General features: G+C 73.7%; 8 protein-coding genes and 1 pseudogene. 5 read left to right on the forward strand and 4 right to left on the reverse strand.

All coding sequences use genetic code 11. The features are described 5' to 3' along the window. Positions 1-73 precede the first annotated feature (73 nt). Positions 74-1,636, reverse strand: a complete 1,563-nt coding sequence (locus tag P5G50_RS10215) for a DEAD/DEAH box helicase (RefSeq protein ID WP_301230590.1) — start codon at positions 1,634-1,636, stop codon at positions 74-76. 124 nt (positions 1,637-1,760) lie between these two features. On the opposite strand from P5G50_RS10215, the gene P5G50_RS10220 reads away from it, so the two are divergent. After that, positions 1,761-2,477: a ferritin-like fold-containing protein gene (locus tag P5G50_RS10220; RefSeq protein WP_301212943.1), complete on the forward strand. Its 717-nt coding sequence runs from the start codon at positions 1,761-1,763 to the stop codon at positions 2,475-2,477. Positions 2,478-2,506: 29 nt separating this feature from the next. Here P5G50_RS10220 and P5G50_RS10225 read toward each other — a convergent pair whose 3' ends face one another. Both P5G50_RS10225 and P5G50_RS10230 read right to left on the reverse strand, forming a co-directional pair. Beyond that, on the reverse strand, positions 2,507-2,809 hold the full coding sequence (locus P5G50_RS10225; RefSeq protein WP_301212942.1) for a hypothetical protein: 303 nt from the start codon (positions 2,807-2,809) through the stop codon (positions 2,507-2,509). A gap of 48 nt (positions 2,810-2,857) precedes the next feature. After that, positions 2,858-3,082, reverse strand: a complete 225-nt coding sequence (locus tag P5G50_RS10230) for a DUF3107 domain-containing protein (RefSeq protein ID WP_301212941.1) — start codon at positions 3,080-3,082, stop codon at positions 2,858-2,860. 106 nt (positions 3,083-3,188) lie between these two features. On the opposite strand from P5G50_RS10230, the gene P5G50_RS10235 reads away from it, so the two are divergent. Both P5G50_RS10235 and P5G50_RS10240 read left to right on the forward strand, forming a co-directional pair. Continuing rightward, positions 3,189-6,344, forward strand: a complete 3,156-nt coding sequence (locus P5G50_RS10235) for a UrvD/REP family ATP-dependent DNA helicase (protein WP_301212940.1) — start codon at positions 3,189-3,191, stop codon at positions 6,342-6,344. Between the two features lie 34 nt (positions 6,345-6,378). After that, on the forward strand, positions 6,379-9,711 hold the full coding sequence (locus P5G50_RS10240) for an ATP-dependent helicase (protein WP_301212939.1): 3,333 nt from the start codon (positions 6,379-6,381) through the stop codon (positions 9,709-9,711). Here the strand turns inward: P5G50_RS10240 and P5G50_RS10245 are convergent. Further along, positions 9,642-10,748: a phosphotransferase gene (locus tag P5G50_RS10245; protein ID WP_301212938.1), complete on the reverse strand. Its 1,107-nt coding sequence runs from the start codon at positions 10,746-10,748 to the stop codon at positions 9,642-9,644. The two genes, P5G50_RS10240 and P5G50_RS10245, sit on opposite strands and share 70 nt — an antisense overlap. 62 nt (positions 10,749-10,810) lie before the next feature. On the opposite strand from P5G50_RS10245, the gene nudC reads away from it, so the two are divergent. After that, positions 10,811-11,833, forward strand: coding sequence for an NAD(+) diphosphatase (gene nudC, locus P5G50_RS10250; protein ID WP_301212937.1), 1,023 nt, complete (start codon positions 10,811-10,813; stop codon positions 11,831-11,833). After that, a pseudogene (locus P5G50_RS18645) lies at positions 11,830-12,648 on the forward strand (UvrD-helicase domain-containing protein); the annotation flags it as partial. The gene nudC and the pseudogene P5G50_RS18645, both read left to right, overlap by 4 nt. Positions 12,649-12,708 lie beyond the last annotated feature (60 nt).

Genomic DNA, 12,708 nt, shown 5'->3' on the forward strand with positions numbered 1-12,708 from the left:
GCGGGCAGCACGAGGGCCCGGCGTCGCCGCCGGGCCCTCGTCATGTCATGGTGCGGTGTCAGCCGGGGCGCGCTCAGCTCGCCGGGGCGGCCGGCGCACCGGTGCCCGCGCCTGCGCCGCCGCGCGAGCGGCGCCGACGACGCCGCGGTGCGCTGTTACCGTCGCGGTGCTGCGCGCCGCCGCCGTCGTGGGTGCCCGTCGCGGTCGGCTGCTCGCCGCCCTCGGCGGGAGCGGTGGTGCCCTCGGCGGAGGTGGAGGCGGGGGTGCCCTCGCCCGACCCGCCGCTACGGCGACGACGACGCCGGCGGCTGCTGGACGAACCCTCGTCGCCCTCGGCCGCGGCCTGGCCTTCGGAGCGTCCCTCGGAGCGGCCCTCCGCCCGGCCCTCACGCGGCCCGGTGGAGCTGCGGCGGCCGCCCTCGCGGGAGCCTCCCTCCGCCTTCACGCTCGGGGTCGGCTTGAGCCGCCCGCGCACGCCCTGGGGGATGTCGAGGTCGGTGTACAGGTGCGGCGACGAGGAGTACGTCTCGGTCGGCTCCGGCTGGCCGAAGTCGAGCGCCTTGTTGATGAGGGCCCACTTGTGCAGGTCCTCCCAGTCGACGAAGGTGACCGCGATGCCGGTCTTGCCGGCGCGGCCGGTGCGGCCGGCGCGGTGCAGGTAGGTCTTCTCGTCGTCGGGGATGGTGTGGTTGATCACGTGGGTGACGTCGTCGACGTCGATGCCGCGCGCTGCCACGTCGGTGGCGATCAGGATGTCCTTCTTGCCGGCCTTGAAGGCCGCCATCGCGCGCTCGCGCTGCTCCTGGTTGAGGTCGCCGTGCACGGCCGCCGCGTTGAAGCCGCGGTCGTTGAGCTCCTCCATCAGCTTGGCCGCCGCGCGCTTGGTGCGGGTGAAGATGACGGTCTTGCCGCGGCCCTCCGCCTGCAGGATGCGGGAGATGACCTCGTCCTTGTCGAGCGAGTGCGCGCGGTAGACGACGTGCTTGATGTTCGCCTGGATCTGGCCCTCGTCGGGGTCCGAGGCGCGGATGTGGATGGGCCGGGTCATGAAGCGGCGGGCCAGGGCCACGATCGGGCCGGGCATGGTCGCCGAGAACAGCATGGTGTGCCGGGTGGCCGGCGTCTGCGCGAACAGCTTCTCGATGTCGGCGAGGAAGCCGAGGTCGAGCATCTTGTCGGCCTCATCGAGCACCATCTCGCGCACGTTGCCGAGGTTCAGCAGGCGCTGGCCGGCGAGGTCGAGCAGACGGCCGGGGGTGCCGACGACGATCTGGGCGCCGGCCTTGAGCTGGGCGATCTGGCCCTCGTACGCCTTACCGCCGTAGATGGCCGCGATCGAGGTCGGCCGGTTGGAGGCGGCCTGTTCGAGGTCCTCGAACACCTGGATGGCGAGCTCGCGGGTCGGCACGACGACGAGCGCCTGCACGCCGGGCTCGGGGTCGGGGCCGAGGCGCTGGATGAGCGGGAGGCCGAAGCCGAGGGTCTTGCCGGTGCCGGTCTTCGCCTGGCCGATGATGTCCTGGCCGGTGAGCGCGAGCGGGATGGTCTGGGTCTGGATGGGGAACGGCTCTGTGATGCCCTTGGACGCCAGCGCGTCCACCATGTCCTGGTCGATGTCGAGTTCGGAGAAAGTCAAAAGTGTGCCTGTCGGTTCGGAGTCGGAGGGTCTACGCCCTGTTCTTCCGCGCAGGCGTAGGGCCGTCGATCCTGCGCCGACGGCGTCACCAGCCTACTGGACGCCTCCCGATACACTGCTGTACGTGTCAACCTGGTTCACGCGGCGACGCCCGGCCGTCGAGCTTCCCCGTCTCTCACCGCGTGCCCAGAGGGCTCCCGCGGTCCGCATCGATCTGCACGAGGTGATGCCCGACCTGCTGCCGTATCTCGGCCAGGCGGCGTACATCCAGCTGGAGCAGTTCCGCACGCTGTCGCGGGTCGCCGCCGAGGTGAGCGACCTGCCGGCCGCCGAGCGGGTGGCGGGCGCCGCCGGGCACGCGCTGTCGAAGCATCAGGGGATCGCGGCCGAGATCCGCCGCCGTGGCGACGACCCCGCCGCGGCGATGCGTCCGTTCGCCGACGAGATCGAGGGGTTCGGTGCCGTGCTGGTCGGCGCGGACTGGCGGGAGACGCTGCTCGCCGCGCTGGTCGCGGGCGGGCTGCTCGACGACTTCTTCATCCGGCTCGCGGCCGGGCTGCCCGGCGACATCGGGCCGCGCGTCGCGCAGCTGCTCGGGTCGGACTCCGGTCAGGAGGGGATGCTCAGCGTCCTCCGCGACGAGATCGAGCAGGACCCGAAGCTGGCCTCGCGGCTGGCGATGTGGGGGAGGCGGCTGGTCGGCGACACGCTGCTCGTGGCGCGCTCGGCCCTCCACCTCTCCGGCAACCGCATCACCGACGAGGAGCGGATCGAGCCGATCTTCACCGAGCTGATCGCCGCGCACACGCGCCGGATGGACGCGCTCGGACTCACCGCCTAGGCCCGGGCCTCGGCGGAGGGAGGGCGGCGTCAGCGCGCGACGGCGCCCTTCATGAGGGAGTGCAGGAGGCGTTCGTCGGAGGCCGTGCGCGCGCGTCCGACCAGCAGGTCGACGGCGGCGACGATCACGGCGGTGCCGACGATCGTCACCCACCAGATCCAGCCGCCGTCCCATTTCAGGCCCGCCCAGGTGAGCGCGACCCAGAGGACGCAGGCGACAGCGACGCCGAGCACGGGGATCAGCACGGAGCCGTGCGTGTGGCGGCGGGGGAGCAGATAGCGGGCGCCGAGACCGAGGATGGCCCCGGCGAGCGCGACGAAGAGCAGTTCCATCGACGCAGAATCTAGCAGACGCGGACCAGGCGGATCTGTAGCCTGCGGCTAGCCCACGAAGCCGATGCGGCGGGACTCCTCGGGGCCGACCTCCACGTAGGCGACGCCGGCGGTCGGGACGATGTACACGCGCCCCTTGTCGTCGGTCAGGCGCAGGAAGCCCGTGCCGCTCGTGAGTGCGTTCTGCACCTGCTCGGTCAGCTCGTCGGGCGACTGGCTCGACTCGAAGCTGAGCTCGCGGGGGGCGTTGACGATTCCGATGCGGATCTCCACGTAGGTGCCTTTCAGAACGGGCCGGCTGGGTGAGTTCAGACTACCGGCACACGGCTCGCGGCCCGGCTCGCGTTCTCTGTCGGCGGACGCCGTTAGCGTGAGAGTCATGACCACCAGAGGCTTCCGTCAGCGCGCCGACGGCGCGGCTGCGACGGCCGGCGCGCTCGCCCCCGACGCGCTCGACGCCTCGCAGCTCGACGTGCTCACGCTGGCCGACGGCGCGTCGGCCGCCGTCCTCGGCGCGCCGGGCACGGGCAAGACGACGACCCTGGTGGAGGCGCTGGCCGAGCGGGTCCTCGTGCGCGGGTACGCGACGGGCGAGGTGCTCGCGCTGAGCGCCTCCCGGGCGGCCGCCACCGCCCTGCGCGACCGCATCGCGCTGCGCCTGGACGTGCCGACGAACGGTCCGCTGGCGCGCACGGCGACCTCCCTCGCCTTCCAGCTCGTGGGGGAGCGCGCCCGCCGGCTGGGCGACGAGCCGCCGCGGCTGCTGACCGGCGGCGAGCAGGACCAGATCATCGCGGAGCTGCTCGCCGGCCATCTGGAGGACGGAACCGGGCCGCACTGGCCCGATCCGCTCGTGCCGGAGGTGCGCGCGTTGCGCGGCTTCCGCACCGAGCTGCGCGAGCTGATGGCGCGCTGCGCCGAACAGGGCTTGACCCCCTCCCGGCTGTCCGAGCTCGGGGCGATGACCGGGCACGACGAGTGGCGCGCAGCCGCGCGGTTCATGGCGGAGTACCAGGGGGTCGTCGACAGCTACCGCGGCGGCTTCGTCGACTCGGCCGAGCTGATCGCGTCGGCGGTCGCGGTCGTACGCGACGGCAGCTCGCTCGACCGGCTGCGCGCGGTCTTCGTGGACGACCTGCAGGAGGCGACGGTCGCCACCGTCGCGCTGCTGCGGGCGCTCGCGGCGCGCGGCGTCGCGGTGATCGCGTTCGGCGACCCCGATGTCGCGGCGACCACGTTCCGCGGGGCGGAGGCGACGGCTCTCGGCCAGCTGGAGGCGCGGATGGGCGTCCCGGTGACCCGCATCGTCCTCTCCACCGCGCACCGCCAGACCCCGGCGCTGCGCGAGCTGACGAGCCGCGTCACCGAGCGGATCGGCACCGCGGCGGCGGGCGTCCAGCGCCTCGCGGCCGCAGGGCGCGAGGCACCCGAGGCGGCCGCCGCAGATGCGTCGGCATCGCACGCCGAAGTGGTGCGCATCGAGGCGTCGTCCGCTCCTGCCGAGGCCGCCCGGCTCGCACGCCGGCTCCGCGAGCGCCACCTGCTCGACGGCGTGCCATGGAGCGCGATGGCGGTCGTGGTGCGCTCCGGCGCCCACGTGCCCGGCCTGGCACGAGCACTCGCCGTCGCCGAGGTGCCCACCAAGACGAGCGTCGCCGGGCGGGCCCTGCGCGACGACTACGCGGCCCGGCAGCTGATCACGCTCGTCGGCGCCGAGCTCGACGCCGTCGAGCTGACCCCCGCCGTCGCGACCGAGCTGCTGCTCGGGCCGTTCGGCGGGCTCGACGGGGTCAGCCTCCGCCGTCTCCGCCTCGCGCTCCGCCAGGAGGAGCTGGCGGGCGAGGGCAACCGTCCGGCCGACGAGCTGCTGGTGGAGGCGCTGCAGACCCCCGCGCACCTGGCCACGATCGACGCCTCCCCTGCCCGGCGCGCCGCCCGGCTGGCCGAGACGCTCCGCGGCGGGCGTGAGAAGGCGGCGGAGGGCGCCACGATCGAGGAGCTGCTCTGGCACGCCTGGGAGCGCAGCGGGCTCGCCAAGCGCTGGCTGGAGCAGTCCGAGCGCAGCGGCATCGTCGCCGACGAGGCCGACCGGCACCTGGACGGCGTCGTCGCGCTGTTCACGGCCGCCCGCCGCTTCGTCGAGCGCTACCCCGAGCGTCCGGCCTCCGATTTCGTGGTCGAGCTGCTCGGCGCCGAAGTGCCGGAGGACACGCTCGCCGCCCAGACCTCCGGTGACGCGGTCCTCGTGTGCACCCCGAGCGCCACCGTCGGCCGTGAGTTCGAGATCGTCGCCGTCGCGGGCCTGCAGGAGAGCGTCTGGCCGAACCTCCGCCTCCGCGGCTCGCTGCTGCACCCCCAGCAGCTCGCCGACGCGGTGGGCGGCCGCGAGACCGCCACCGAGGACGCCCGGGCGGAGGTGCTGGGCGACGAGCTGCGGATGTTCGCGCTCGCGGTCTCCCGCGCCCGCGGCCAGGTGCTGCTGACCGCGACCGCCAACGACGACGAGCAGCCGTCGCCGTTCCTGCGCCTCGCCTCCGGCATCGCCGTCGACGACACGGACGAGAGCCTGCACCCGCTGTCGCTGCGCGGCATGGTCGGCCGGCTGCGCCGCCGGCTCGTGACGACCGGCGCCCCCGACGCGGCCGCGGCGCTCGCCCGGCTGGCCGACGCCGAGGTCGAAGGGGCCGACCCCGAGCAGTGGTACGGCCTCCTGGAGCCCTCCACCACCGAGCCGCTCGTGGACCTCGACGGCGACGAGGAGGCCGTGGTGCGGGTCTCGCCGTCGCGGCTCGAGACGTTCGAGAAGTCGCCGCTCGCCTGGTTCATCGATGCCATGGCGGCCTCGCCCAGCGGTCTCGCGGCGGGCATCGGCACGGTCGTGCACGCGGTCATGGAGGAGGCGAGCACCAGCGACGACGGCGACCTCAGCGTCGAGCGGCTGTGGGGCGGCATCGAGCGGCGGTGGAGCGAGCTCGCCTTCGAGTCGCCGTGGCTGGAGGAGAAGGAGCGCCGCCGCACCCGCACCCTGACCGAGGGCGTCTCGGAGTACCTGCGCGACTTCGAGCGCGCGGGCGGCGAGCTGCTCGGCTCCGAGGGCGAGTTCGAGCTGCGGGTCGGCCGGGCGCTGGTGCGCGGCACGATCGACCGGGTCGAGCGCACGCCGGAGGGCACGGTCGTCATCGTCGACCTCAAGACGGGCAATCGCACGCCGAGTGCGGCGGAGGCGGCGGCGCACGCCCAGCTCGGTGCCTATCAGCTGGCGATGGAGCACGGCGCGATCGCCACCGCGGAGGGGCTGCCTCCTGGCGGCGCGAAACTGCTGTTCGTCGCGAAGGGCGTCCGCGGCAAGCGCTACCGCGAGGTCGTGCAGGAGCGCGTGGACGCCGACGGGCTCGAACGGCTGAAGGAGCGCGTCGCGTCCGCGGCCGAGGGCATGGCCGCCGCGACCTTCGCGGGCGTGGTCGACCTGGGCGAGCGTGACCCGCACGGGCGTTATGAGTACCGCATCCATCTGGTCCCGGCGGTGAGCGCGTGAACGAACGCATGACGGAGCGCATGAAGGGGGAGGCATGAACGACGACGACGTCCTCGAGTGGGCGGCGGAGGCGGCCGGCCTCGACCTGGTCGAGCAGGCGTTCTCGCTGACCGAGCCGGAGGACCCGACGCCCACGCGTCCGGTGCGCGCCCTGTCGGCGGTCGAGATCGCCGAGGCGCTCGGCCTGCCGACTCCGACCGCGCAGCAGCAGGCCGTGATCGAGGCGCCGCTCGCGCCCGCGATCGTGGTCGCCGGCGCCGGCAGCGGCAAGACCGAGACCATGGCGAACCGGGTGGTCTGGCTGCTCGCGAACGGCCACGTGCGCGTCCCCGAGATCCTCGGTCTGACCTTCACGCGCAAGGCGGCCGGCGAGCTGGCCGCGCGCATCCGCGTGCGCATCGAGCAGCTCGTCGCCTCCGGCCTCACCGACGTCGAGTTCGACCCGTTCGAGTCGCCCGAGGTCGCCACCTACAACGCCTTCGCCAACGCCATCTTCCGCGAGAACGCGCTGCTCATCGGCCGCGAGCCCGAGTCGGCCGTGCTCGGGGAGGCGTCCGCCTGGCAGCTCGCGCGACGGCTGGTCGTCTCGAGCACCGACGAGCGCCTCGTCGAGCTCGACCGCGGCGTCGACGCCGTGACGAGCGCGGTGCTGGCGATCAGCCGCGCGCTCAGCGAGAACGTCGTGGAGGCGCAGGAGGTCGAGCGCATGGTGCAGCGTTTCGTGCGCCTGCCCGAGCTCCCGGTCGGGAACAGCCGCGTGAAGGAGGTGTACGAGTCGGTGCGCAAGGCCGTGTCGGCGGTCGGCTCCCTCCCTCCGCTTCTCGAGCTCGCGCAGGCCTTCGACACCGAGAAGCGGCGACGCGGGTTCGTGGAGTACTCGGACCAGGTGGCCCTCGCGCTCGCGATCGTCGAGCGGCTCCCCGGTGTGGTCGCCGACTACCGGGACCGGTTCCGCGTGGTGCTGCTGGACGAGTACCAGGACACCTCCGTGGTCCAGACCCGGCTGCTGTCGACGCTGTTCGCCGGGCAGGCGGTCATGGCGGTGGGCGATCCGCACCAGTCCATCTACGGCTGGCGCGGCGCGAGCGCGGCGAACCTCGGCCGGTTCTCGCAGGACTTCACGGGCGAGCGCGACGGCGCCGCGGCGTACGCGCTCAGCACGAGCTGGCGCAACCCGACCCGGGTGCTCGACGCGGCCAACGCCCTCGTCGCGCCGCTCTCGGCGACCTCCCCGGTGCACGTTGAGCTGCTCCAGGCGCGCCCGGGGGCCACAGCGGGCGACCTCGACGTGACGTTCGAGCAGACCGTCGCCGACGAGGCGGAGGCGGTGGCGACCTGGCTGGGGCAGCGTCTCAAGCGTCGAGACGGTTCAGGCCGTCCGCCGAGCGCCGCTCTGCTGTGCCGGTCTCTCAAGAAGGTCGACGTGTTCACCGCGGCGCTCGCCCGCCACGACATCCCGTACCACGTGCTCGGGCTCGGCGGTCTGCTGGAGCAGCCGGTCGTCGCCGACCTCGTCAGCGCCCTGCGGGTCATGCACGACCCCACCGCCGGCTCGGAGCTGATCCGCCTGCTCACCGGGGCGCGCTGGCGCGTCGGCGCGAAGGACATCGCAGCGCTGCGCAGCATCGCCTCCTGGCTCGCCGCGCGCGACCACCGCTTCCAGGAGCTCGACCCGGCGGTCCGGGACCGTCTGCGCCGCTCGGTCGCGGGGGAGGAGTCCGCCTCCCTCGTCGACGCCCTCGACTTCGTGACCGAGGCGCCCGACGGGCATGGCCGGCTCGCCGACCTCAGCCCCGCCGGGCTGGAGCGCATGCGCGAGGCCGGGCGGCTGCTCGACCGGCTGCGCTCGCGCGTCGGTCTCGATCTGCTCGACCTCGTGACCCTGGTGCAGCAGGAGCTGCTGCTCGACATCGAGGTCGCCGCCAACGAGTCCGCGCAGCTCGGCCAGGCCAGCCTCGACGCCTTCGCCGAGCAGGTCGCCTCCTACCTGCAGAGCGACGACCAGGCCACCCTCGGCTCGTTCCTCTCCTGGCTGGCCGAGGCCGAGCAGCGCGACAACCTCGCGCCCCGCAGCGAGGACGCCGAGCCGGGCACGGTCCAGGTGCTCACCATCCACGGCGCCAAGGGCCTGGAGTGGGATGTCGTCGCCGTGCCGCGCCTGGTCGACGGCGAGCTCCCCGGGCCGCCGCAGAGCAGCGCCGGCTGGCTGTCGTTCGGGCAGCTGCCCAACGAGTTCCGCGGCGACTCGGCCGAGCTGCCCGTGCTCTCCTGGCGCAACGCCGAGTGTCAGAAGGACGTGGACGAGGCCATCACGGCCTTCAAGGCCGAGAACGTCGCCCGGCACCTCGACGAGCAGCGCCGCCTGATCTACGTGGCCGTCACGCGGGCGCGGGACGGCCTCCTGCTCTCCGGCTCGTACTGGTCGACGCAGACGAAGCCGCGCGGCCCCGGCGCGTACCTGCTCGAGCTGCAAGCCGCCGGTCTGCTGCCGCACGACGCGTTCCCCGACTGCGACGAGCCCGACGAGAACCCGCTGGCGCTCGCGTCGCAGCGCCTCACGTGGCCGCTCGATCCGCTGGGCGCGCGGCGGCAGCGGGTGGAGGCCGCGGCCGCGGCGGTCCGCAGCGCCCGCGAGCGGGGTGCGGGGGATGGCGGCGTGTACGCCCGCGACCTCGACCTCCTGCTGGCGGAGCGCGCCCGCCGCGCGGCCGACGCCGGCCTGGTCGAGCTGCCCGCGCGCATCCCCGCGTCGCGTTTCAAGGACTACGTGAGCGACCCCGCCGGCGTCGCCGCCTCCCTCCGCCGCCCGATGCCCGAGCGGCCGTACCGGCAGACCCGGCTCGGCACGCTGTTCCACCGCTGGGTGGAGGAGCGGTTCGGCACGGTCGCGGGGGCCGCCGACGCGCTCGACGCGCACGGAGCGGAGCTGGACGACCCCGCGGGCGAGGTGCTGGAGGCCGAGCGGCTCGCCGAGCTGCAGGAGACCTTCGCGAACAGCGAGTGGGCGGGCCGGCGGCCCGAGCAGGTCGAGCTGGAGATCCACGTCACGCTCGCGAGCCAGGTCGTCGTCTGCAAGCTCGACGCCGTGTACCGGGTCGACGACGGCGAGCACGACTACCAGATCGTCGACTGGAAGACGGGCAAGGCGCCGCGCGACGCCGACGACCTGGAGCGCAAGCAGCTGCAGCTGGCGCTCTACCGTCTCGCGTTCGCCCGCTACAGCGGCATCGACCCGGAGCGCATCGACGCGGTGTTCTATTTCGTCGCCGACGACCGGGTGGTGCGGCCGGAGCGGCTCTACAGCGAGGAGGAGCTGCGGTCGCTCTGGTCTTCGGCGACCGGCTTCAACCCACCGGAGCGCTCGTAGCCCTCCGGTCGGCCGGCCTGGCCGTCGTGCTGCGCATGCAGGCGGTCGCCGGGCGTGCGGTCGAGCATCGCCTCCACGTCGTCGATCGCCATGATCGGCCCGGTCGCGGTCGAGAGCGGCGTCACCGACTGGCTGTGCACGCGGTCGACCAGGCCGTCGAGCATCTGCACGGCGTCGTCGACGATGCCCTGGTCGCGCACCTCGCGGCCGTGCAGCAGCCAGCGGGCGACCTCCAGCTCGGCGTACAGCATCGCGCGCTGCGTGAACTGGCGGTCGGTGGCGACCTGCCGGGTGGAGGCGTAGGCGCCGAGCGCGCCGTCCGTCGCCTCGGGCGCCATCGCGAGCAGCCAGTGCAGGTCGCGTGCGGGGTCGCCGACGCGCAGCGCCGACCAGCCGAGCACGGCCGTGACCGAGTCGTCCTCGACGAGGAACGAGTCGGCGGTCAGCGAGCCGTTGACCACGGTCGGCTGGAACTGCCACAGCGAGTGGTCGGCGACCGCGTCGCGCCAGCGGTCGCGCAGCGCCGTCGGCAGCAGGCCGGTCGCCGCGGCCGACTCGATGAGCGTCGTCGTGGCGTTCAGGCATTCGGGCGCGGACTGCACCGGCAGCCCCGCCTCGCCGACGAAGTTGGTGGGGAGGCGGTGGATGGCCGCGATGGCGTGCCCGATGGAGCCGGCGAGGCCGTCGCCCGGCGGCACCTCCTCGACGGCGACGTGGTGGCCGGGGAGGAAGTCGTAGACGATCGCGCGGGTGCCGGCGACGGGCGCCTGGCCGAGGTAGCGCGGCACGTCGAACGGCAGCCGGCTGCGGATGCCGGTGGTGAGCGCGCGCAGCGCGACGAGGTCGGCGCTCTGCTCGTTCTCGGCGGCCTGGGTGGTGGGGACGCGGATGATGACGGCGTCGCCGTCCCTGGTCTGCAGCAGCGCTGCGTCGTAGTCGCCCGTCCCACCCGTGGTGTACGACCGGGAGCCGGTGACGGCCAGGTCGGGGACGGCCGAGGTGGCCAGCGCGGCTAGAGTGAAGTGGGATCTGGCCATGCTCAATAGGCTAGATGGACATCCCCGCGTGGGCCGTTCCGCCACGCCTTGAAAGGATCTCGATGTCGTCCGCACCTCCCGTCGCGCTCCCGCTCGCCGCCCTGCCGCTGTCGCGTCACGCGGTCGACCGCGACCACGCCGCACGCTCCCGGCCCGCGCTGTTCGACGAGCTGTGGGAGGAGCCGGGCACGCGCGTCCTCGCCCTGTGGAAGGGCCGTGCGCTGCTCACGGCCGCGAGCGTCGCGGCGGCGACCCCGGCCTCCGACGGCTGGGCTGCCCCGGACGCCGGTCCCGCCGAGCTGGAGCTGCTCCCGGTGGAGCGGGTCACCAGCGCGACCGTGCGCGTCTACCTCGGCCGCACCCTCGTCGCGACCGACCGCGAGCCGGCCGGGACCGCCGTCGTGCTCGAGGTGCTGACCGACGCCGCCGCGCAGGAGCTGGAGCCGGACGAGGCGCGCTGGGGCAACCTCCGCACCGTCGCCACCGCGCTGAGCGACCGCGACGCCGGACTGTTCACGGAGGCGCTCGCCATCGCCAACTGGCACGCCTCGCACACGCACTGCCCGCGCTGCGGGAACCCCACGGTCGTGGAGCAGGCGGGCTGGGTGCGCCGCTGCTTCGAGGACGGCTCCGAGGTGTTCCCGCGCACCGACCCTGCGGTGATCGTCACCGTGCTCGACGCCGACGACCGGCTGCTGCTCGGCTCGAACGCGATGTGGGAGAACTCCCGCTACTCGCTGCTCGCGGGGTTCGTGGAGCCGGGGGAGTCGTTCGAGTCGGCCGTCGAGCGCGAGATCTTCGAGGAGGCGGGCATCCGCGTCGTCGACGCGCAGTACAAGGGGTCGCAGCCGTGGCCGTTCCCCGCGTCCGTCATGGTCGGCATGACCGCGCGCCTCGCCGACGACCAGCCGGCGGCCGCCCTCGACCCCGACGGCGAGGAGATCCTCGACCTGCGCTGGTTCAGCCGCGTCGAGCTGTGGGAGGCCCGCGACCAGATCATCCTGCCCGGCCGCTCCTCGATCGCCCGCGCGCTGATCGAGGACTGGTACGGCGGCTCGCTGGACGAGCCTCCCGTCGTGCCATGAGTGCCGCGGGGGCACAGCCCGACGCGGGCGGTGCGGTCGCGCTGCAGGGCCCGGTCGTCACGCCGGAGGCGCTGCTGGCGGGCCTCGACCCGCAGCAGCGCGTTGCCGCGGAGGCGTTGTTCGGCCCGGTCTGCATCCTCGCGGGCGCCGGCACCGGCAAGACCAGGGCGATCACGCACCGCATCGCCTACGGGGTCGCGACGGGCGCCTTCACGCCGAACCGGGTCATGGCGCTCACATTCACCAACCGGGCGGCCGCGGAGCTGCGCGGGAGGCTGCGCAAGCTGGGCGCGGGCGGCGTCGCAGCGCGCACGTTCCACGCCGCCGCGCTCGCCCAGCTCAACTACTTCTGGCCGCAGGTGGTCGGCGGTCAGCTCCCGTCGCTGCTCGACGGCAAGGGCCGCGTGCTCGGCCACGCCGCCGAGAAGCTCGGCCTCCGCGTCGACACGGCGACGCTGCGCGACGTGGCGGCCGAGATCGAGTGGCGCAAGGTCTCGGGTCTCGGCATCGAGGAGTACGCAGCAGCGCTCTCGTCGCGCGCGGTGCCGTCGAACCTGCGCCCCGAGCAGCTGGTCGACCTGCACACCGCCTACGAGGAGCTCAAGGACGAGCGCAAGCAGATCGACTTCGAGGACGTCCTGCTGGTCTGCGCCGGCATGATCGAGATGGAGCCCGCGGTCGCCATGCAGGTGCGCGAGCAGTACCGCTTCTTCGTCGTCGACGAGTACCAGGACGTCTCCCCACTGCAGCACCGCCTCCTCCAGCTGTGGCTCGGGACGCGCAAGGACCTGTGCGTGGTCGGCGACGCCAGCCAGACGATCTACTCGTTCGCGGGCGCCCGCAGCGAGTACCTGCTGGACTTCGGACGCGAGCAC

This window comes from Leifsonia williamsii, from assembly GCF_030433685.1.
Taxonomy (GTDB): domain Bacteria; phylum Actinomycetota; class Actinomycetes; order Actinomycetales; family Microbacteriaceae; genus Leifsonia; species Leifsonia williamsii.